The organism is Oceanimonas baumannii (genome assembly GCF_002245495.1).
Lineage (GTDB): Bacteria > Pseudomonadota > Gammaproteobacteria > Enterobacterales > Aeromonadaceae > Oceanimonas > Oceanimonas baumannii.
Genome location: NZ_NQJF01000006.1, coordinates 1 through 22388 on the forward strand (window position 1 = coordinate 1; position 22388 = coordinate 22388).

16 protein-coding genes, 2 rRNA genes and 1 pseudogene are annotated in these 22388 nt (G+C 55.9%); 14 read left to right on the plus strand and 5 right to left on the minus strand.

From position 1 onward, the window contains the following. From B6S09_RS07830 to B6S09_RS07850, 5 genes are all read left to right on the plus strand, one after another. Nucleotides 1–85: ribosomal RNA gene (locus tag B6S09_RS07830) — 23S ribosomal RNA — on the plus strand; the annotation flags it as partial. A gap of 85 nt (nucleotides 86–170) precedes the next feature. Next, nucleotides 171–285 (plus strand): 5S ribosomal RNA (rrf, locus tag B6S09_RS07835). A 466-nt stretch (nucleotides 286–751) separates the two neighbouring features. Continuing rightward, nucleotides 752–2185: a uracil-xanthine permease family protein gene (locus B6S09_RS07840; RefSeq protein WP_094277959.1), complete on the plus strand. Its 1434-nt coding sequence runs from the start codon at nucleotides 752–754 to the stop codon at nucleotides 2183–2185. A 123-nt stretch (nucleotides 2186–2308) separates the two neighbouring features. After that, nucleotides 2309–3655, plus strand: coding sequence for an 8-oxoguanine deaminase (locus B6S09_RS07845; protein WP_094277960.1), 1347 nt, complete (start codon nucleotides 2309–2311; stop codon nucleotides 3653–3655). Between the two features lie 114 nt (nucleotides 3656–3769). Then, nucleotides 3770–4474, plus strand: coding sequence for a phosphatase PAP2 family protein (locus tag B6S09_RS07850; protein WP_094277961.1), 705 nt, complete (start codon nucleotides 3770–3772; stop codon nucleotides 4472–4474). Nucleotides 4475–4507: 33 nt separating this feature from the next. On the opposite strand, the gene B6S09_RS07855 is transcribed toward B6S09_RS07850, so the two are convergent. Continuing rightward, a complete protein-coding gene (locus B6S09_RS07855; RefSeq protein ID WP_094277962.1) occupies nucleotides 4508–5680 on the minus strand; it encodes a CinA family nicotinamide mononucleotide deamidase-related protein in 1173 nt (390 codons plus the stop codon). Between the two features lie 141 nt (nucleotides 5681–5821). Here B6S09_RS07855 and metA point away from each other — a divergent pair, with 141 nt between their 5' ends. Then, on the plus strand, nucleotides 5822–6775 hold the full coding sequence (gene metA / locus B6S09_RS07860; protein ID WP_094277963.1) for a homoserine O-acetyltransferase MetA: 954 nt from the start codon (nucleotides 5822–5824) through the stop codon (nucleotides 6773–6775). Between the two features lie 51 nt (nucleotides 6776–6826). Here metA and B6S09_RS07865 read toward each other — a convergent pair whose 3' ends face one another. Then, the gene (locus B6S09_RS07865) at nucleotides 6827–8116 is read right to left on the minus strand and encodes a cation:proton antiporter (RefSeq protein ID WP_094277964.1); all 1290 of its coding nucleotides are present in this window, start codon (nucleotides 8114–8116) and stop codon (nucleotides 6827–6829) included. Between the two features lie 243 nt (nucleotides 8117–8359). On the opposite strand from B6S09_RS07865, the gene metH reads away from it, so the two are divergent. Together metH and B6S09_RS07875 are read left to right on the plus strand one after the other, a co-directional pair. After that, complete coding sequence (gene metH, locus B6S09_RS07870; RefSeq protein ID WP_094277965.1) at nucleotides 8360–12040, plus strand: methionine synthase; 3681 nt, start codon at nucleotides 8360–8362, stop codon at nucleotides 12038–12040. 225 nt (nucleotides 12041–12265) lie between these two features. After that, entirely contained in the window at nucleotides 12266–13435 is a 1170-nt protein-coding gene (locus B6S09_RS07875) for a D-alanyl-D-alanine carboxypeptidase (RefSeq protein WP_094277966.1), read from the plus strand. Nucleotides 13436–13963: 528 nt separating this feature from the next. Here B6S09_RS07875 and B6S09_RS07880 read toward each other — a convergent pair. Then, nucleotides 13964–14200 (minus strand): annotated as a pseudogene (locus tag B6S09_RS07880) (methylated-DNA--[protein]-cysteine S-methyltransferase); the annotation flags it as partial. Nucleotides 14201–14318: 118 nt separating this feature from the next. Then, entirely contained in the window at nucleotides 14319–14630 is a 312-nt protein-coding gene (locus B6S09_RS07885) for a YqfO family protein (RefSeq protein ID WP_094277968.1), read from the minus strand. Nucleotides 14631–14808: 178 nt separating this feature from the next. Here B6S09_RS07885 and B6S09_RS07890 point away from each other — a divergent pair, with 178 nt between their 5' ends. Genes B6S09_RS07890 through B6S09_RS07915 form a run of 6 tightly spaced genes read left to right on the plus strand, consistent with a single transcriptional unit; the run spans nucleotide 14809 to nucleotide 20706 of the window. Continuing rightward, nucleotides 14809–16470, plus strand: coding sequence for a chloride channel protein (locus B6S09_RS07890; protein WP_094277969.1), 1662 nt, complete (start codon nucleotides 14809–14811; stop codon nucleotides 16468–16470). Beyond that, complete coding sequence (locus tag B6S09_RS07895) at nucleotides 16467–17576, plus strand: MlaE family ABC transporter permease (RefSeq protein ID WP_094277970.1); 1110 nt, start codon at nucleotides 16467–16469, stop codon at nucleotides 17574–17576. The genes B6S09_RS07890 and B6S09_RS07895 overlap by 4 nt, the downstream gene beginning before the upstream one ends. Next, on the plus strand, nucleotides 17573–18373 hold the full coding sequence (locus B6S09_RS07900; protein ID WP_094278170.1) for an ABC transporter ATP-binding protein: 801 nt from the start codon (nucleotides 17573–17575) through the stop codon (nucleotides 18371–18373). The genes B6S09_RS07895 and B6S09_RS07900 overlap by 4 nt, the downstream gene beginning before the upstream one ends. Nucleotides 18374–18383: 10 nt before the next feature. After that, on the plus strand, nucleotides 18384–19301 hold the full coding sequence (locus tag B6S09_RS07905; protein WP_094277971.1) for an MlaD family protein: 918 nt from the start codon (nucleotides 18384–18386) through the stop codon (nucleotides 19299–19301). Then, nucleotides 19298–19897: an ABC-type transport auxiliary lipoprotein family protein gene (locus B6S09_RS07910; RefSeq protein WP_094277972.1), complete on the plus strand. Its 600-nt coding sequence runs from the start codon at nucleotides 19298–19300 to the stop codon at nucleotides 19895–19897. The genes B6S09_RS07905 and B6S09_RS07910 overlap by 4 nt, the downstream gene beginning before the upstream one ends. Then, nucleotides 19894–20706: a glutaminyl-peptide cyclotransferase gene (locus B6S09_RS07915; RefSeq protein ID WP_094277973.1), complete on the plus strand. Its 813-nt coding sequence runs from the start codon at nucleotides 19894–19896 to the stop codon at nucleotides 20704–20706. Before B6S09_RS07910 ends, B6S09_RS07915 begins: the two co-directional genes overlap by 4 nt. Here the strand turns inward: B6S09_RS07915 and B6S09_RS07920 are convergent. Further along, complete coding sequence (locus B6S09_RS07920) at nucleotides 20649–22373, minus strand: PglL family O-oligosaccharyltransferase (RefSeq protein WP_094277974.1); 1725 nt, start codon at nucleotides 22371–22373, stop codon at nucleotides 20649–20651. The two genes, B6S09_RS07915 and B6S09_RS07920, sit on opposite strands and share 58 nt — an antisense overlap. Nucleotides 22374–22388 lie beyond the last annotated feature (15 nt).

Here is a 22388-nt window from a genome sequence, read left to right on the forward strand (position 1 = left end):
GAGACCAGGACGTTGATAGGCAGGGTGTGGAAGCGCTGTGAGGCGTGCAGCTAACCTGTACTAATTACCCGTGCGGCTTAACCATACAACACCCAAGAAGTGTGAGGCCTTGCAGGTCGAGACTACAAGCAGCATTCATCAAACAGCTTTTTCCGAATTAAAGTTTAATGCCTGGCGGCCATAGCGTTGTGGAACCACCTGATTCCATGCCGAACTCAGTAGTGAAACGCGACCGCGCCGATGATAGTGTGGCAGCTGCCATGTGAAAGTAGGTCACTGCCAGGCACCCAATTAAAAAGCCCTTCACGTCTGTGAAGGGCTTTTTTCGTTGTTCTAACCCCTTCGTTCTACTGCCATTGCACCTACATCACTATTAAACACGACTCGCTCTGTACCCATCTATTGAAAAAAATGGCTTCTGTGTGCTGTCTGAACCACTAGGTCGGGTGCCGGTTAGTCTCTAGTGTATACAATTTATATCTAAATTTTACCTTTGTGTGGCTTGTTACGTGTTACGGAAAAAGATGGACATAGATCACATTGGTTCCATTTTTGTGTACAACTGATTCACATTGATATAACACTGGTGTTTTTTTTACGGTATTATCTAAATGACTCCACACTCGGCATCCGCCCTGAAGTGGAAATTGGAGGGTAGTGCCACCGTCTCAACAGGATGTTGGTCAATAATAAAATAGCGGCTCGGATCAAAAGGTCGCTCATTGGCAACGATTAATACAAGGGATCTGTTATGACCCAGGATACGAAAACCACACAAGTAAAAAATCACGATCTGCTTTATTCATTACACGACAAACCCAGCTTCTGGCCGTCAACTTTTGCTGCTTTGCAGCACGTGCTGGCCAGTCTGGTTGGAGTGATAACCCCTACCCTGATTGTGGGTGGTGTGCTCGGCCTTGGTGAACATATTCCTTATCTGATTAGTATGGCGCTGATGGTCTCCGGCGTGGGTACTTTTATTCAGTGCCGGCGTATCGGTCCGGTCGGTGCCGGTATGCTGTGTCTGCAGGGCACCAGTTTTGCTTTTTTGACCGCTGTGCTTTCCGCTGGCTTTATCGTTAAAAACCGGGGTGGAACTCCAGAGGATATCCTGGCTACCATTTTCGGCGTCAGCTTCTGTGCCGCTTTTATTGAAGTATTCCTGAGCCGTTTTGTACACAAGCTGCAGAAAGTAATCACTCCCGTAGTAACCGGCACCATCATTATTCTTATTGGTATTCCACTGATCAAGGTGGCCATGACCGATATCGGGGGTGGTTTTTCAGCACTGAAGACCGACAACTTTGGTTCCTTCGATAACCTGCTGCTGGCAGGTATCGTGCTGGTCAGCGTTATTTTGCTGAACCGTTCCAAGAACCCGATGATTCGTCTGGCTGCCGTGGTGATTGGTCTGGTTCTGGGGATGCTGGCTGCATTCTTTATGGGGCGTCTGGACTTTTCCCACGTAGCCGATTTGCCGCTAGTATCTATTCCGGTTCCCTTCAAGTTCGGTTTTCAGTTTGATCTGGCTGCCTTTATTCCGCTGGCCATCCTGTTCTGCGTGAGTGCCATGGAAACTACCGGTGACCTGACAGCCAACTCGACCATTTCCCGTGAGCCGGTGAAGGGCCCTGTTTACATCAACCGTATCCGTGGTGGTGTTTTGGCCGATGGTGTTAATTCCATGATTGCCGCCGTGTTCAACAGTATGCCGTCAACCACGTTCAGCCAGAATAATGGCGTTATTGCTCTGACTGGTGTGGCCAGCCGTTATGTGGGGATATATGTTGCCGCTATCCTGTTTATCATGGGCCTGTTCCCTATTATCGGCGGTGTGCTGCAAACCATGCCCAAGCCGGTACTGGGTGGCGCTACTCTGATCATGTTTGGGACTGTGGCCGTGGCCGGTATCCGTGTACTGTCCCAGGCACAATTGGATCGTCGTAATATGATGATTGTGGCCATCTCCGTCGGCCTGGGCATCGGAGTATCGACCGTTCCCGAAGTATTGCAGGCACTGCCGGACATGATAGAAAATATTCTGAAATCACCGGTTGCCATGGGCGCTATTGCTGCCATTTCTCTGAGCCTTATTTTGCCCGAGGGACACACTCAGGAAGACGAGGAGCAAGCTGAAGAAGAAGCTCCGGCTTCTGGTAAAAAAAAATTAGGTGAGGTAGGTTAACACTCACTTTCATATTGGTGCCTGATACGGCTCAATCCCCTGGCGTACCTTCCCGGGTTGTACGTCAGGGGCTTCTACATCCGGGGGATGCCAACTTTCCTGTTATATGGAGTAGAAAGTCTGATGCAAAACCCCAATAACACTCTCTGGATTAAGTCTCCTCTTGCTACGCTGAACCTTGCCTGTGCCGGAGGAGTAGTCGTCAGGGGAAATACCATTGTCGAACTGGTCGCCGAAGGTAATACGCCTAACAGTCAGATTGACGAGACCTTTGATGCCAGCCAGCATGTGATGCTGCCAGGTCTGATCAATGCTCATCATCATTTTTATCAGACCCTGACCCGCGCTCATCCGGTGGCACTGAACAAAGAGTTGTTTTCCTGGTTGACCTCCCTGTATCCGGTATGGGCGAAACTGCAGCCAGAGATGGTGGAAGTGTCCACTCAAATTGCGTTGTCTGAGTTACTGTTGTCGGGATGTACCACTGCCAATGATCATCATTACCTGTTTCCGCGAGGGCTGGAGCAGGCCATTGATATTCAGGTGGAACAGTCCCGCAAACTGGGTGTGCGTGTTCATCTTACCCGTGGCTCCATGAGCCTGGGTAAAGATCAAGGGGGACTGCCACCGCAGTCCACGGTTCAGAGTGAAGACACCATTCTTACCGATAGCGAGCGTCTTATTCATCGTTATCACGATCATGCCGATGGTGCCATGGTCAGGGTTGCCCTGGCCCCCTGTTCTCCTTTTTCGGTCAGTACCGACCTAATGAAGTCCTCGGCACAGTTAGCCGAACAGCACGATGTGCAACTGCACACTCATCTTGCCGAAACGCATGATGAGACCGAGTTTTGTCTCAAGATGTTCGGTCAGCGTCCGGTTGATTATCTTGAGTCTGTCGGCTGGCTGAACAAGCGTACCTGGCTGGCTCACGGTATCCACTTCAATGATGAAGAGATCCTGCGTCTGGGCAAGGCGGGAGTGGGTATTGCCCATTGCCCGTCTTCCAACATGCTGCTGGCATCGGGTCAGTGTCCGACTCTGGATCTGGAAGCGGCCGGCAGCCCGGTAGGTATAGGCGTTGACGGCTCGGCTTCCAATGACGGCTCCAATATGATCATGGAGGTGCGTCAGGCCCTGTTGTTGCAGCGTCTGCGCTATGGTGCCAGCCGGATCACGCACCAGAAGGTGATTGACTGGGCAACCCGAGGCTCAGCCGCCTGTCTGGGGCGCGATGATATTGGTGAAATTACGGTGGGTAAACAGGCGGATCTGGCTTTTTTCCGGTTGAACGAGATCCAATTTGCCGGTGCAGGTGATCCGCTGGCAGCTCTTATCCTCTGCGGTGCTCAGCGTGCCGACAGGGTAATGGTAGCCGGTCGTTGGCGAGTTGCTGATGGCTGTATCGAAGGGCTCGATATTGAGGCGCTTAAAGCCCGGCAGCGAGAACTGGCGGCACAGTTACGCTAGAGTCCAGAAGAGTGCTTCGGCACTCTTTTTTGTTGTTTGTCTCTTCATTGTTGAGCGGACTCCCATAACGCTTTTTGGTATAACCCTCTTCTTTTCTCCCAAGTGGATTTCAAAATGCGGTGGGACTTTAAAGGCTGGCTCGGGCTGCAGCTGCTGGCCGCTGTGCTCCTTTTCACTTGGTGGCAGGGATACTGGTTGAGTCTGGATGAAGGTATCTTCTGGTGGTTCAACCGGCGACTGGTGACCATCCCTGGCTTTGCTGAGTTGGTGGCTTTTTTGAATCAGCGCTGGATAGACGGTGTCGTAGCCTTGCTGATGGCGTTGTTTGTATTCCGCCATGCCGGGCTGATGCCGGGACGGGAGCGGATCCGAACGGTTTGCTTACTGCTGATTATGGCGGGTTGTTTTTCGTTACAGGCGGCAGCAGGCAAGGCGCTACCGGTGGAGCGGCCCAGTCCGACCCTGGTATATGAGCAGGCTGAACGAGTTACTCAGCTGATTCCCGAGTTGACATCCAAGGATGCGTCGGAGGATTCCTTCCCCAGTGATCACGGTATTGGCTTTGCCACTTTTCTGCTGTTTGCCATCTACCGCTTTCCGCGACGTTATCTCTATATTGTGATGCCCCTGGTGCTGGCTCTGGCTATGCCGCGACTGATGTCAGGGGCTCACTGGTTTACCGATTTTATCTGTGGCTCTGTACCACTGGCACTGTTCACAGCTGCCTGGCTGTTCCATACGCCGCTGGCGAATTGGCTGACCGACATACTGGCAGAGCTGGTTGAAAAGTTATGGCGGCGCTGGCCGCCACAAAAGTGAATACAAGAGCAGCAGAGCAGCCCTTGGTGTTAATTACGGCAGGCTGATCTGCTCGCTGCGGGGAAGGATGTCATAGTCGATGATGACAGGTAATCCCTCCAGCTGCCGGCGTAACATGTCAAAGGCGGCAAAGGCCAGCAACCGGCGGCGCATCAGCGGATCGCGAAAGTGCACCTTCAGCGTTTGGGCCTGGCAGCCGTTCGGGGTCAGCAGTGCCATCGGGACTCCCTGTGGGCCTTCAGCCCCAATGGCCAGTGTGGTTGCCCTGCCAGAGCCTTTCAGCCATTGCGCCAGGTCCTCGGCGGTATCCGGCAGGCCAGCGAGATAATGCCCTTCAAACTCGGGAGTCAGCGTATGCAGGGTATCGGTCAGTCGACCGCCGCTGGCATCTTCAAAAATCACCAGGTCACGATCGTGCAGCAGAGATGAAAGCGCTGCGAATTGCAGTTCATCCCGGGCGACCAAATGGTTGCCTACCTCTTTCAGTAACTGTGCTTCGGCCACGGCGATGGCATCAGCATCATCGGTGTCGATAATCAGCTTCAGCTCTATGGTGGGGGCGTTGGCCCGGTAACCCAGGATAATACCGGCTGGCCAGGACAGGGAATCCAGCTGGTCACTCAGACCTGACTCTGAAAGTCCGAACAGAAAGTAACGGCGAACCTGGCTTTTTCCCTGCTGTCCCAGGCGGTTGCGCATTCTGGGCAGAATTTCCTGATCCATCATTTTCTTCAGTTCAGATGGTACACCGGGGGTAAAGAAAAACAGTGACCGGTTATATTGCACTGAAAAGCCACAGGCGGTGCCTATGGGATTATCCACCACTTCTGCCCCTTCCGGCAGCATGGCCTGCTTGATATTGCTTTCTGGCATGGTGCGGCTGCGGCCGGCGTATTTCTCCCGCATGACCTTTAGCCACCACTCATTCAGCACCAGCGGCACAGCAGCGGTCTCGGCCATGGCTGCGGCACTGATATCGTCCGAAGTCGGCCCCAGGCCACCGTTAACGATCACGATGTCGGCGCAGTGGCTGCGCTGTTCAAACAATGCCACCAGATCGGCCTTGTTATCGCCCACTGTAAAACGCCGGCGCACCTGCCAGCCCTGCTCCAGCAGTCTCTGCGAGAGCCAGCCGGCATTGGTATCGGTTATCAGGCCGGTAAGCACTTCATCACCGGTGCTGATCAATTCAATCACAGGGTCCATATGTAAATCCTTGAAGAAAAACGCTCAAATTCTATCGTATCTTTTGACCGCAACACAGGTTACTGATGACAAGCGGTGGTTCATATTGTAGATTTCTAGATGTCTAGACTTTTTTACCGATGCAGTACATGGAGTAAGCACATGCCCATCAGAATTCCGGATCGCCTGCCGGCGGCCAATGTCCTGAGCCAGGAAAATATCTTCGTGATGACGGAGACGCGCGCGGTTAATCAGGATATAAGACCGATGCGGGTGCTGCTGCTCAACCTGATGCCCAAAAAGATTGAAACGGAAAACCAGTTGTTGCGGATGTTGTCGAACTCGCCACTGCAGATAGGGGTAGATCTGCTGCGCATCGACAACCGGCCATCAAAAAATACTCCACAGTCTCATCTGGAACACTTTTATTTCGATTTTGATCAAATAAAGGATCAATTTTACGACGGGCTGATCATTACAGGTGCCCCGCTGGGACTCACCGATTTTTGCGATGTGGTGTACTGGGATAAAATTGAGCAGGTTGTGGAATGGTCCAAAAGCCATGTGACCTCCACCCTGTTTTTATGCTGGGCGGCTCAGGCCGGTATGAAGATTCTTTATGGTCTTGATAAACGTACCCGGCTGGAAAAACTTTCCGGTGTCTATGAGCATCAGAATATGGGCCAATATGAGCCTCTGGTGAGGGGGTTTGATGATGTGTTTCTGGCTCCTCATTCCCGTTATGCCGACTTTCCGCTGGATCTGATTCAGGAAAAAACCAACCTTAAGGTGCTGGCTGGCTCTGAACAGGTAGGTATGTATCTGGCGGTCAGCCCGGACCGGCGGCAGGTATTTGTTACCGGGCACCCGGAATATGACCCGGATACCCTGCATCAGGAATATATGCGGGATCTGGCGGCTGGTATTGAACCCATGATGCCGGCCAATTACTACCCGGATAACAATCCCGACAAGCCTCCCCGGGCAACCTGGCGCAGCCACGGTCATCTGCTGTTTTCCAACTGGCTCAACTACCATGTTTACCAGCTGACACCCTACGATCTGAACACGCTCAGTGCAGCAGGAGATACCCTGACCAAAGACTGGGAAGACTGAACAAGAAAAGGGGCCGGCAGGCCCCTTTTTGATTTGAATGAACGGCCGGTGTTATTCGATGGGAAAGCCGGCCTTTTCTGCCGCTTTGGCTTTGTTTATCATCGGAGTGATGGTCATGCCCTGCACAATAATAGAGAACAGCACGATGGCGTAGGTCATCATCAATATCAAATCGCGTAAATCTACCTGACCGTCGCTGCCCAGCTTCACACCGGCCGGAATCGACAGTGCCATGGCCAGTGACAGGCCACCGCGCAGGCCGCCCCAGGTCAGGATCCGGATCGAATATTTATTGTAGCTGCGTACCCGGCGGAAGCCGGTGTAAGGCAGCGCCACACTGACAAAACGGCCGGCCAGTACCAGCGGGACTGACAGCAGCACCAGAATCCAGGCCTGCCAGTGGAACTGCACCAGTAACATGGCCAGGCCGATCAGCAGGAATAGCAGGGCATTCAGGAACTCGTCCAGCAGGTGCCAGAAGTGGTCCAGATACTTCTGGCTTTGCTCTGAAAAGCCGGTATAGCGAGTCCAGTTGCCGATAATAATACCTGCCACCACCATGGCCAGGGCACCGGACACGCCCAGCACGTTGGCCATGGCAAAACCGGCGGTGGGGACGCACAAGGTCATCAGCAGCTCCATGGAGCCGTCGTCGGTCGCACTGATCATGATATGGCACATCAGCCCCAGTAAGGCACCAAAGATAATGCCGCCCACGGCTTCATGCGTGAACAACGCCATCACAGAGCCGAAACTGGCTTCGTTACCGTTGAAAGCCACTGCAAAAATGGTCAGGAAAGCGACCAGACCGATACCGTCGTTAAACAGTGACTCGCCTTCAACCTGAATGGCGATTTGCTCCGGTGCTCCCAGTTTCTTAACAATGGCCAGCACCGCGATGGGATCGGTGGGAGAGATAAGGGTGCCAAACAGCAGGCAATAGATAAAGGGAATGGGAATGGCTGCTACATAACCCAGCAGCCAGAGGCCACCAGCAACCACCAGGGTTGAAATAATGACGCCAAAAATGACCAGGACCGAGATCTCCCATTTTTGGCTTTTCAGCGCTGGCAGATTAATACCAAGACCGCCGGCAAACAGCAGAAATCCGAGGATGCCCTGCAGCAGGAAAGATCCGAAATCAACGGTTTTGATGACTTCCACTGCATGTTCCTGCAAGCCAGGCCAGGTTGTTTTACCCAGGATCAGCATAAATACTGAAATGGCGAGGGCACCGGAGGTAATGGCAATGGTGGTCTGAATTTTCATGATGTACTGATTGACGAAGGCAATGGTGATTGCCATGGCCGCCAAAAAGCAAAGAGTGTAATAAACGCTCATCTAAAGGCACTTCCGACAGGTTATTTTATTATTTGCAAGCGAGGTTGGCCGAATCTGTTCGACTGTGCATAGTTTGCCCTATCAGCACCTGCTTCACTAGCAAAATTGCAACAAACCTGAGCATTTTTACACCTCGTTTACCGCTTTGATACATCGGCCATGCAGATGGCCAGAGTTCCAACTGTCTAAATTGTGTTAGCATGAATGCCGTATACAGGAATCAGGTTGTAACAGGAGTCAGCAGTGTCCCGATCCCCCGTGTTTTCTCAGCTCGAACAGGCTCTGGCCGAACGCATTTTGATCATCGACGGGGGCATGGGCACCATGATCCAGTCATACCGGCTGGACGAGGCCGCCTATCGGGGCGAGCGCTTTGCCGACTGGCCCAGTGATCTCAAGGGCAACAACGATTTGCTGGTACTGACCCAGCCCGAGATCATTGCCGAAATCCACAGTGATTATTTCGCTGCCGGTGCCGACATTGTCGAGACCAACACCTTCAACGCGACCACCATCGCCATGGCCGACTATTCCATGGAAAGCCTGGCGGCGGAAATAAATCTGGAAGCTGCAAAACTGGCACGCCGGGTGGCCGATGAATGGACCACGAAAGAGCCCCACAAGCCGCGCTTTGTGGCCGGGGTACTGGGGCCGACCAACCGTACCGCTTCCATCTCGCCGGATGTCAACGATCCCGGCTACCGTAACATCAGTTTTGATCAGCTGGTCGAGGCTTATACCGAAGCCACCGAAGCGCTGATCGATGGCGGGGCCGATCTGCTGATGATCGAAACCATTTTTGACACCCTTAACGCCAAGGCAGCGGTGTTCGCGGTTGAAGGTGTGTTTGACAAGCGAGGTGTGCGCCTGCCGGTGATGATTTCCGGCACCATTACCGATGCCTCCGGCCGGACCCTGACCGGGCAGACCACCGAAGCTTTCTATCACTCTCTGCGCCATGCCCAGCCCATTTCCTTTGGCCTTAACTGTGCCCTGGGTCCGGATGAGCTGCGCCAGTACGTGGCCGAGCTGTCCCGCATCAGCGAGACCTATGTTTCTGCTCACCCTAATGCCGGTCTGCCCAACGCCTTTGGTGAATATGATCTTGAGCCGGATGAAATGGCCGGTCACATTCGTGAGTGGGCGGAAAGCGGCTTTCTTAACCTGGTGGGCGGCTGTTGTGGCTCGACGCCGGAGCATATTCGCGCCATGGCTGAAGCAGTGGAAGGAGTTGCTCCGCGTAAACTGCCCGAACTGCCGGTAGCCTGCCGGTTGTCGGGACTGGAGCCGGTGCTGATTACCCCCGAGAGCATGTTTGTTAACGTGGGTGAGCGTACCAACGTCACCGGTTCGGCCAAATTCAAGCGGCTGATCAAGGAAGAGAAATACGACGAAGCGCTGGAAGTGGCGCTGCAGCAAGTGGAAAACGGTGCCCAGATCATCGACATCAACATGGATGAGGGCATGCTCGATGCCGAGGCCTGCATGACCCGCTTCCTGAATCTGATCGCCGGTGAGCCCGATATTTCCCGGGTGCCGATCATGATTGACTCGTCCAAGTGGGAGGTGATCGAGGCCGGCCTCAAGTGCATTCAGGGTAAGGGCATCGTTAACTCCATCTCTCTGAAGGAGGGGGAAGAAAACTTTATCGAGCAGGCCAAACTGGTACGTCGCTATGGTGCTGCCGTGATTGTGATGGCCTTTGACGAAGTAGGTCAGGCCGACACCCGCCAGCGCAAGTTCGAGATCTGCCAGCGCGCCTACCGGGTGCTGGTGGACAAGGTGGGCTTTCCGCCGGAAGACATCATCTTTGACCCCAACATCTTTGCAGTGGCCACCGGTATTGACGAGCACAACAACTATGCGGTCGACTTTATCGAAGCGGTCAAGGACATCAAGGACAACCTGCCCCATGCCATGATCTCCGGTGGGGTGTCAAACGTATCCTTTTCATTCCGGGGCAACGAGCCGGTGCGGGAAGCGATTCATGCCGTGTTCCTGTATCACGCCATTCGCAACGGCATGGACATGGGGATCGTTAACGCCGGTCAGCTCGCCATTTATGAAGACATTGATCCCGAGCTCAAGGCCAGCGTGGAAGCTGTGGTGCTCAACCAGAATGACGATGCCACCGAAACGCTGCTGGCGCTGGCTGAACGCTACCGCGACAGCGGCGGTGCCGCCAACGATGCCCGGGATCTGGAATGGCGCAGCTGGCCGGTGAACAAGCGCCTCGAACATGCCTTGGTAAAAGGACTGACCGACTTTATTGAGGAAGATACCGAAGAGGCGCGCCTGCAGGCAGACCGTCCGCTCGAAGTTATTGAAGGCCCGCTGATGGACGGCATGAACGTGGTCGGCGATCTATTTGGCGAAGGCAAGATGTTCCTGCCCCAGGTGGTGAAGTCGGCGCGGGTGATGAAGCGGGCGGTAGCTTATCTTAACCCCTATATCGAGGCCACCAAGGCCGTGGGCCAGAGCAACGGCAAAATCGTGATGGCCACGGTCAAGGGTGATGTGCACGACATCGGCAAAAACATTGTGGGCGTCGTGTTGCAATGCAATAACTTCGAGGTAGTGGATCTGGGAGTGATGGTGCCCTGTGAAACCATTCTCAAGACCGCCAAGGAAACCAACGCCGATATGATCGGCCTCTCGGGTTTGATCACGCCGTCTCTGGATGAAATGGTTCATATGGCCAAGGAAATGCAGCGTCAGGGCTTCACAATCCCGCTGCTGATTGGCGGAGCCACCACCTCCAAGGCGCACACCGCGGTGAAGATTGAACAGAACTACGACGAACCGGTGGTGTATGTGTCCAATGCATCCCGGGCCGTGGGGGTGGTGCAGAGCCTGCTGAGTGCAACCAATAAACCGGCTTTTGTGGAACGGCTTAACAAGGAATATGAGGTAGTGCGGGAGCAGCATGCCCGCAAGAAGCCGCGCACCAAACCGGTAACCCTGGCAGAGGCCCGGGCCAATCCGGTCGCCATTGACTGGAATGTCTACACGCCGCCGGTGCCAGCCAAGCCGGGCATTCACGAGTTTCACGATGTACCCATTTCGGTACTGCGGGAATACATCGACTGGACACCCTTTTTCCTCACCTGGTCGCTGGCGGGCAAGTATCCGCGCATTCTGGAAGACGAAGTGGTGGGCGAGGAAGCCCAGCGCCTGTTTGCCGATGCCAATGCCATGCTCGACAAGCTGGAGGCGGAAGGTAAGCTGAGCTGTGCCGGCGTGATTGGCCTGTTCCCGGCCAACAGTGTGGGTGACGACGTAGAAATTTACAGCGACGAGTCCCGCTCAACCGTGCTGCATACCCTGCGCTTTCTGCGCCAGCAGACCGAGAAAAAGGACGGTTTCCCCAATTACTGTCTGGCTGACTACGTGGCGCCGAAGGGCAGCAAGCCCGACTACATCGGCGGTTTTGCGGTCACCGGCGGCATCGGTGAGGACGATATCGTCAAGCGTTACAAGGATGCTCACGACGACTACAACGCCATTATGGCCAGTGCCGTGGCTGATCGCCTGGCCGAGGCCTTTGCCGAATACATGCACCTGAAAGTGCGCCGGGAATACTGGGGCTATGCCCCGGACGAGGATCTCGACAACGAAGCGCTGATTCGCGAGAAATATCAGGGGATCCGCCCGGCACCGGGCTATCCGGCCTGCCCCGAACACACTGAGAAAGGAACTCTGTGGCAGTGGCTGGACGTGGAAAAGCGCATCGGCATGAAGCTGACCGAGTCCTATGCCATGTGGCCGGGGGCGGCGGTATCGGGGTTCTATTTCTCTTATCCGGATACCCGCTACTTTGCGGTAGCCCGGATTCAGGAAGATCAGTTGCTGGATTATGCCCGACGCAAGGGCATGACGAAGGGAGAAGCCGAAAAGTGGCTGGCCCCGAACCTGAACGATTAATGAAAAAAGGCACTTCGGTGCCTTTTTTATAAAAATTTTTCCTGTTTGGCCTGTGTCGCTCTTCCGGCGTGTATGCTTGTTATTGTAAACGGATTTATTACTGTCGAAAGCTATGCCGGTACGCTGGTGCGTCAGGTTGTTGCAACGTGCTGAAAGCGGTGCTGGACACTCCCCGCACCTTGGCGTAATTTCTGGCGGCTTTCATTAAAGTGGGAGGAGGTTCCCATGTTTGCTGTCTCCCGTCCGGGAAAAACACTCATACATATTTCAGGTTTATTTCTGCTGTTTTGCCTGGCCGGGATGGCGCAGGCAAACCCGCGTTATGCAGCCATTGTTATTGATGCGGAAAACGGTGCCGTCTTGCATGCGGCCAACGCTGATGCCAGCCGTTATCCGGCGTCACTGACCAAGATGATGACCCTTTATCTGCTGTTTGAAGCCATGGAGCAGGGACGCATGACCCTGAATACGGCCATGCCGGTGTCGGCACATGCTGCATCTATGCCCCAGACCAATATTCAGCTGAAAAAAGGGGATAAGTTACGGGTAAAAGATGCCATACCGGCACTGATCGTGCGCTCGGCCAATGATGTGGCTGTGGTGGTGGCCGAGGCGCTGGGAGGCAGTGAAGCAGCGTTTGCCAAGCGCATGACAGCCAAAGCCCGGGAAATGAAAATGTACAATACCACCTTTCGTAATGCCTCGGGCCTGCCTGACAGCCGGCAAATCTCCACCGCCCGGGATCTGGCAAGGTTATCACTGCGGCTGATGAAAGATTACCCGGCGTATTACCATTACTTCTCTGTTGCCACTTTTACCTACAAGGGGCGAACCTATCACAGCCATAATCGCATGGTGCAGAATTCACCCGGTGTTGATGGCATGAAGACCGGCTATATCCGGGCCTCTGGGTTTAATGTAGCCACATCGGCGCTGCGAGATGATCGTCGGGTGGTGGGGGTGGTGATGGGCGGTAAAACCTCTCAGTCGAGGGATGAACAGATGGCATCACTGATCGATCGCAGTATTGGCCGTGCCACCCGTATTGCTAAAATGACTCCCCAGGGAGTAGCACCGGCTGAGCGTTTAGTGGTGAGTACCCGTACCGTGCGTCAGGAACCAAGCCGTACACCCGTCCCGCCGGTGGCAGAGGCGTCTGGCTGGGCTGTACAAATTGGTTCATTCCGTATGCCTGAGCAGGCCCGGGACAGAGCTTCTGATGCGGCACGGCGACTGGGAGAGCTGGCACAGGCCAGGGCTGCAGTCACTGAGGTGGAGATCAGTAATCGGACCTTGTTCCGTGCCCGTCTGGTGGGATTTGAGAAACAACAGGCACAGAATGCTTGTCAGCGCTTATCCCGCCAGGGCATGGATTGTCTGGTAGTCCGGCTTTAGTGTCGGTTACCAGTCCGAACGAAGTAATACGAAAAAAGGGCAACATTGCTGTTGCCCTTTTTCGGTCGTCCTGACGGCTCGAATCCGTGAACCAGATGGCTCCCTGCCATATCCCTGACTGTATTTCACTCCGTGAAATGTTCCTCTTCCCGATCCGTCGGGGTGTCCTGGTCATTCCTAACGGCAAGTCGTCCTGACCTGCTTCACATCTTCAACCTTGAAGGTGTCCTTGGCGCCATCATGGCGGTGTCCGTTTGCCGTTCTTGGCAAGCCCGTCATCCCGAAGGGCCTCACTGCTTCCTTGCGGGAGAGATAATAACTCAGGGGGCCTTTCTCTCAAGCCGGTATTTATAGTTGACTCAGGCGTCAGGTGTGGCTGAAAAATGGCATCTTTATGAAATATATATGAAATAAAGTGGCTGTTGCCAAAAATGCCGTTGGATGAAAACGCATTTTCCGTGTGCAGCTTAAGAGATCTCGCACACACTGCCGGGGCAATTGTCAGGCTTGGGCTTGGTGTGTCAGCAATCAGCGTTTAAGCGTCAAGCCGTCGGCAGAGCTCGTCAGGCTGCCATCGGCACCAATTACCCGGTAGCAGGAGATCACAATGGAGATAGGGTTACGGCCATTGGCAGCCCCTACGGCCCTGACTGCTCTAGGATTACTGATAGTGGCGGCGATATCGGCATAGCTGCGATGCTCTCCCCAGGGAATGATTAGCAATGCTTGCCATACTTGCTGTTGAAAACCGTACCTGCGGGGCGAGCGGTAACGGCTTCTGGGGTGGCGTCAATGCGCAGTGCGCCACAGGGACTTGGCAGGATGCGTTATTTTTCCGCGCAGGATCTGCCGGTTATTTCAGCCGCTTAGGGGAGCCAATGGCTCATAGCTTGGCCAGAGGCCAGACGTCGTAGGCGGGCTCTTCGTAGGGATGGGCGGCGCGCAGGGCACTCAGGGCCTCACGGATAAGATGATCTTCGCACACCAGCTCTATTCGCAATTCATTTACCTGCTGCAGTGCACCGGGCTTGCCGATAAAAGGGCTGGCTCCGGCCAGAGGGCGGAACTGACCTGTCCCCTTTGTCTCAAAACAGCATTGATCATAGTCACCTATTTTACCGGCTCCGGTGGCAAAGACGGCCTGTTTCACCGTATCGGCGTGTGTCTCGGGGACAAAAAACACCAGCTTGTACATGGCGTCTCCTCATCGGATGATGGTGTCAGGCAGGAGCTGGTCGCTGCGAGGCGACCCGGCAGGTGCCTGAATGAAACCTTGATGTCTATGAAATATAACATAAATCATTGCTTTAAAAGTGGTTTATTCCATACCTGAAGGGGATAATGGGAGGCCCTGAGATGTTTGGACGCAGCGTATGAATCCTCAAACAGACAACCTGATCCAGCGTTTGTTTGCCCGGCATTCCGCCGGTCTGCTGCCCCTTGTCATGCTGGGCGTACTGACTGGTGTTGCAGCCAGCCTGGTGATGATGAGCTTTTTGTTTGTGCTGAATGGGATGCTGGGAAGTCTTAACGGTAAAAACCTGGAGGACTTTGAATCACTGGCCTGGTATTGGCAGCTGGGGTTGCCGCTGGCGGGCAGCCTGCTGCTTATTTTGCTTTACCGGCTGACGCCGGCAGCGTCCCAGACGGTGGGGCTGGCCTATGTGCTGGAGCGGCTGCAGTTTGGTCAGGGACGTATTCCGGCAGCCAATATTGGTTTTCAGTTTGTGGCGGCTCTGATTGCTCTTGGCTCGGGACACAGTGTCGGCCGGGAGGGGCCGACCGTGCTGTTGGGAGCGGGCATTGCCAGTCAGGTGGGCCAGCTTGCAGGCCGGCCTCCCAGCCAGCTCAGACTGTTACTGGGATGCGGTACGGCGGCGGCCATTTCGGCTGCTTTTAATACTCCGTTGGCGGGTGTGCTGTTTGCCATGGAAGTCGTGCTGATGGAATACAGCCTGCTGGGCTTTGCTCCCATTATTGCCGCTGCCATTACCGCCTCTGCGCTGACCCATGGTTTACTGGGAGAGCATGCCATTCTGGAACCGGTGAGTTTATCGCTTGCATCCTATCAGGATATTCCCGGCTTGCTGGTGACCGGACTTTGGATCGGACTGCTGGCCGCGTTATTTCAACGTCTGGTATTGATGTTTGTTCGGCTGCCGGTGAAGTCACGGGCGGCCCGGCTGCTGCTGGCCGGTGCGATAACCGGTGTGCTGGCGCTGGCAGTGCCCCAGATCCTCGGCTCAGGTTATGACACCATTAATCTCACCTTGAGTAACGGACTGCCCTGGTTATTGTTACTGAGCATTCTGGTGGCCAAGTTACTGGCTACGGCGGCAGCCATCGGACTGGGTGTGCCCGGTGGCCAGATAGCCCCCACCTTGATGTTGGGAGTGTGTGCCGGCGGTGTGGCCGGGGCACTGATCCCCGGCACCTCGGATCCGGCTTTATATGCCTTGCTGGGCATGGCCGCGATGATGAGCGCCGTGTTGCATGCCCCGTTGGCCGCCATTGCCACCGTGCTGGAGCTGTCGCTCAGTGCCGAAGCCATGCTGCCGGCCATGGTTGTGGTACTGGGTGCCAATTTGTTGTGCCAGCACGGATTTCACCTGCCATCACTGGTGATCACCCAGCTCAGAGTCCGTGGTCAGGAATTACAGACACACCCGGTACGCACCGCACTGGCACAGCGCTATTTATCGGAACTGGCAGATATGAGCCTGGTGGAATGGGACGGCAAGAGTGCGCTGCCAAATACTCAGGCGGCCGCATTGATACTGAAACATGAGCAAGATTATTACCTGCTGACAGCCTCGCAACTGCACGAAGGAATCACCACTGAACAGCTGGAAACACTGTTAACCCCGGCGTGTCGCTTGCAGGTACTGGAGCGGGACATGTCGTTACTGGAAGCATTGCGCAGCCTGCAAGGAGACGCCGGTGCCGGTTTTCTGGTGCCGGTGAGGCGCGGCCGGGGCCTGGTGACCCGCAGCAGGCTGGTACGCATGCTGACCGAAGAAGGAGGTCTGTATTGAATGGCGACAAGCCCGGCTGGCAATTGAACAAAGGATGCCTGAGTCTGCACGGTGACTGGACACTTCCCCATTATCAGCACCTGCATGAGGCCTTGGTGTCATTGCCTGCCGACGGGGTGACAGAACTGGATGGCAGGAATCTGGCCCGCCTGGATACCGCCGCTGCCGGCCTGCTGTGGCAGCAGCTGGGGCCAGCCTTGCCGGCACTTGCACGGCAGGCAGAGGGAATGCAAGAAGGGCAGCGCTCATTGTTGCTGGCGGTTACCGGTGCAATGAGCGGGCGCGAGCCTGTGCCCGTCGTGCCAGCGCGCCGGGGAGATACGCTGGCACGGCTGGGGGAGCGGGTGCATACCGGCTGGGTGCAGGGAAAAATGCTACTGGGCTTTACCGGTCTGACCCTGACCACGGCCGTGAAGGTGGCGTTTCGTCCCGCGCAATGGCGCATGACCGCTCTGGTGGCACAAATGCATCAGTGCGGCCTTAATGCCGTGCCGATCGTGGCGCTGCTGACGTTTCTGGTGGGAGCCGTAGTGGCCTTTCTGGGGGCCACCGTACTGGCCAATTTCGGAGCGACCATTTACACCGTGGATCTAGTGGCTTACAGCTTTATGCGCGAATTCGGTGTGCTGCTTACCGCCATTTTGCTCGCGGGTCGCACGGCCAGCGCCTTTACTGCCCAGCTGGGATCAATGAAGGTCAATCAGGAACTGGATGCCCTGCGGGCCCAGGGGCTGGACCCGATTGCACTGTTGGTGCTGCCTCGGCTGCTGGCACTGCTGCTGACCTTGCCGCTGCTGACTTTTATCGCGGTACTCAGCGGACTGCTTGGTGGCGCTCTGGTAGGCGTGATGTCGCTGGATATTTCCCCTGCGCACTATCTGACCATTGTCCGGGAGGTACCACTGAATCATCTGCTGGTCGGACTGGGCAAGGCACCGGTATTTGCCGTGCTGATTGCCCTTATCGGTTGTCTGGAGGGTTTTAAGGTGTCGGGCAGTGCGCAGTCGGTAGGGGAACACACCACCTCGAGTGTGGTGCAGTCGATCTTTGTGGTGATTCTGCTGGATGCCATTGCCGCCTTGTTTTTAATGGAGATGGGGTGGTGACGGGGACCATTATTCGTGTGCATGGGCTGCGCAATTGTTTTGGCACTCAGGTGGTGCATGATCAGCTTAATCTGGATGTTATGCAGGGAGAGATCCTCGGTATTGTGGGGGGCTCAGGCAGTGGCAAGTCGGTGCTGCTGCGTTCCATCATCGGCCTGCACCGGCCCGATGCCGGCGAAGTGCGCTTGTGGCAGCAGGATTTGCTGACCTTGCCAGCAGCACAGCGCATTGAGCTGGAACGGCGCATGGGGGTGCTGTTTCAGAATGGGGCTCTGTTTTCTTCGCTGACAGTACTGGAAAACATTGCCTTGCCACTGGTGGAACATGCCGGTCTGAACCGGCAGCAGGCTGCAAGGCTGGCAGATATCAAGCTGGCCCTGGCCGGATTGCCGGCGTTGGCCGGCGGCCGTTATCCGTCCAACCTTTCAGGTGGGATGGTCAAGCGAGTGGCACTGGCCCGTGCGCTGGCACTGGATCCGCAGGTGTTGTTTCTGGATGAGCCGACTGCCGGGCTGGATCCGGTATCGGCGGCGGCGTTTGATCACCTGTTGCTGACATTGCGTGATGCTTTGGGGCTGACCGTCGTGCTGGTGACGCACGATCTCGATACTCTTTACACCTGTTGTGACCGGGTTGCGGTGCTGGGGCAAAAGCGGGTACAGGCGATAGGCTTGCTGGCCGAAGTCGCAGCCACGCAGGATCCCTGGATCCAGGACTATTTTCATGGCCCGAGGGGCAGAGCGGCACAGTATGCTGCACTCGGCAACGAACAATGTATGGCGCAAGCCGACAATTAAGGAGTCATTTATGGAAACCCGTGCGCATCATGTGCTGGTGGGGCTGTTTACCCTGCTGACGGCAGCGGGTGCCTTGCTGTTTACGCTTTGGCTGGGCAAGGTGGGTGACGACAGCGAAGTACGCCGGCTGGATATTGTGTTTACCGAGCCGGTATCCGGGCTGTCGGTGGGCAGTGCGGTACAGTACAGCGGTATTCGGGTGGGCGAGGTGGAAAATCTGACACTGAATCCGGATGATCCTCGGCAGGTGCGGGCCCGGGTGCGCATTGCTGCCGATGCGCCGGTCAAAACCGATACCCGGGCCCGGCTGGCGCTGGCCAATATTACCGGGGCCGCCAATATTGCGCTTAGTCATGGTTCACCGGACAGTCCCTTGCTGGCACAGAACAAAGACGATATTCCGGTTATTCAGGCCGAACCGTCACCGTTTACCCGGCTCAGGGTAAACAGCGAAGAGCTGATGGTGGGGCTGAACAACCTGCTTGATAGTGCCAACCATTTGCTGACGCCGGAAAATGCAGCTCATGTGAGCCACATTCTGGCCAACCTGGACACGGTTACTTCCGGTCTGGCCCAGCAGCAAGGCGCTTTGAATGAAGGGGTCAGCTCACTGTCGGAGGCGGCTGTGCGTCTGGACACCATGATTGCCCGGCTGGATCGGCAGTTTGCCCGGCACAGTGAACCCTTGCTGGCGGATACCGCAGCTACCGCCGCCAGTCTGCAACGGTTAAGTGCGCGGCTGGAACAGTTACTGGCCCGGCAGCAACCGGCACTGGAAGCGGGAGTGCAGGGCCTGGCCGGGCTGGAACCGACGTTACGGGAATTGCGCCATACCCTGAGATCGCTGGGTGATGTTACCCGGCAGCTGCAGCAGGATCCTGCCGGTACCTTACTGGAACGGGAACAAATGGAGGTCTTTCAGCCATGAAGAAAACAGCCATGATAGTGGTGCTCCTGGCTGGTCTGGCCGGTTGCACCGTGTTGCCGCCGGCGACACCGGTGAGTCAATACCGGTTGCCTCCGGCGGCATCGGGGGTCGGGGAACAGAATGAGCAGTTGACCGGGCTGCGGCTGGCCCGGCCTCAGGCGACCGGTGTGCATCAGGGCAACCGTTTGCTGGTGCTGACTCAGACTCAGTCCTATCAGGCGTATGGTGATGCCCGCTGGGAAGCCCCCTTACCGGAGCTTTGGCAGGACTGGCTGCTGGACGCATTGTGGCGGGATGGCCGGTTTGCGGCGTTAAGCCGGGAAGAAAATGGCATGCAGGCAGAGTGGGAGCTGGCCGGCACATTACGCGCGCTGGAGGTTGATCTGAGTGACGGGCGACAGCAGGTAGTGATTCGGTTTGATGCTCAGCTGTTGCGTACCCAAGACCGACGTATTCTGGCCAGCCGGCGGTTTGAGCAGCGGGTGGCGGTGAACTCCCTGAATGCCGATGCAGTGGTCAGCGCCCTCGGCCAGGCGGGCAGTGAGCTGGCCGCCGGGCTGAGTGACTGGTTGGTGAGCCGGAGCGCGGCCGGATGAAACCGGCCGGCGGTATGCTATGGGGGCTGCTGCTGCTGCTGCTCGCTGCTCAGGTCCGCGCTGTGGAGCAACTGGCGGTCGAGGTTATGGAAACCCTTCCCCATGATGTTAATGCCTTTACGCAGGGACTGGAGTGGCATGACGGCCGGTTGTATGAAAGTACCGGACTTTATGGCCAGTCCGGGTTGCGGCAACTGAAGGCGTATAATGGCGAGGCTGAGCGGCACCTTCCTCTGTCCGCCACCCTGTTTGGCGAAGGCCTGGCCCGGGTGGACAACCAGCTGGTGCAGCTGACCTGGAAAGAGGGACGGGCGCTGGTGTGGCGGCTGCCTGGTTTGAAAATGGAAACCGGCTTTACCTATCAGGGAGAAGGGTGGGGTTTATGTTATGACGGCAGACAGTTGTGGATGAGTGATGGTTCGGCCCATCTGCAACAGCGGAGTAAAACGGACTTCGTGTTGCAGCAACGATTGACGGTGCGTTTGCACGGACAACCCCAGCACCGGCTAAATGCCCTGGCCTGCGTGGGTGAGCATATTTACGCCAATGTCTGGAAAGAAACATACATTCTGCGCATTCAGAAGGACAGTGGCAGGGTAGATGCGGTGATTGATGCCTCATCACTGCTGCCGCTAAGTGGCCGCAAAAGGCACCCGGAAGCGGTATTAAACGGCATTGCTTATCGTCCTGATACCGGTGAGTTTTACCTGACAGGAAAATGGTGGTCCCGGCTGTTTAAGGTTCGCTTTGTTCAGGTTTCCGGTACTGACGCGGCCGGAGAAGCAACGGCGGCACTCAAGGCCCGCTGAATGTGAGCGTGAGACAACTTTTGCTCCCCGGGATAGTAATGACGCGCGAGCAGTAATAACTGTTGTGCCTCTTCCGGGCGGTGCAGAGAGTATAAGGCCAGTACCATATTACGGTAGACACTGGCTCTGGGGGTATGGCGCACATACTCCTGCCCCCAGTCCAGATAGTCCTGTAACGCCTGTTCATCCTGCTTGGCGGTCCCAGCCTGCAGTCGCAGCGACATGGCATTAAATTCCATCCGGCCCAGCCAGGCCAGTGGATTCAGTGCGGATTGCAATAATGCCGGGTCCCGACTTCCGCCCCTTTCATACAAGGTCACCACGCGGGCCGTTTGCAGGCCGGTGAGCATAAAGGAAACAACCAGCAGCGGGAGCAGCAATGCGCTAAAACGAGCCAGCAGGCGAGGGCGATAAGGCGTTTGCTGCCCGGGCTGAAGCTGCAGATCGATCCAATAGAGCAAAACCAGCAGAGTTATCCAGTGGGTGAGAGAATGATAAAAAGGATATTCGGTCTGACTGTGCAGTGCGATGGGCCATATTAGCGCAGCCATGGCCAGGGCGTGCCGCCATGGCACCTTCCTTAATTGCCATACAAACATCAGGGCCACGCTGGCCATTGCCAGTACCGGAAGCAGGCCGCCTTCGACGCCCCAGAGCAGCAGCTCGTTATGAGGGTGGTTGAGGTTGGGCTCCATCGGGGGCAGGCCGTCAATCACCTCTCTCTGGCGGGTATAAAACTCCATAAACTGGCGTTCAAACTCGCCGTAGCCAACGCCAGTCCAGAGATGCTGGCTTATTAATGTCAGACTCTGCTGCCAGTAATACTGGCGTATGCCGGGGGTGCTGTAGATCCCGCTGTTTCTCTGTACGCTGTCTACCAGTGACATAGAGATAACGGCCAGTCCGGCTCCCAACGTGACCAGTCCGAGCAAGATCAGCGTCTCGCGCCGGCTGCGCTGCCAGCTGAACGGTAGCATGAGCAGTATGCCAGCCAGTCCGCCCAGCAGACCAGCCCGGGATTGCAGGACGATCAGGAGCAGCGCCGTTGTGAGTAACACGGCTCCCAGCCACACCCGGCGTATTGCCGGCAATGTCCGCCGGTCTGCCAGCCACAGGTACCAGGCCAGCAACAGGCCCGTGGCCATAAAACTGGCCATCACATTGGGCTGCTGAAAAATGCCATAGGGCCGGTTGGCTTTGGTGTTGTATCCGATCGCATTACCGGGTTCCAGCAGGTAGTACTGTACCAGTCCCAGTGTGATTTCAAGGCTGACCGCCGCCAGCAGAAGATAGAGCAGCCGCCAGCGTTGCTGTTCATTAAAGCGACACTGCAGCAGGGCAAACCAGAACAGCAGGCCGCCTGCCAGTCCGGCCAGCCGGGGCAAAGCCCGATCCGCGAATTCCGCACCCGGGTAGAGCAGTGGCACCAGCATCAGTAAGCCAGCCAGCCAGCAGCAAAGATGAAAACGGCTGTATACCACCACCCGGTTGAGCGTCATTTGCCACAACCCCAGGCCGGTCATCAGTGATATCAGGATCCAGCCGGTCATGTTGAAAGGCAGATACAGGCCGGAACCACCGGGGTTATGCATAAAAAAATGCATGCCGCCCAGTGTCCAGGCGGCGAAACACCAGAAAAAAAGGTAAGGCAGGGAAAGCCGGCTCATCCATGAGTCCTTGTT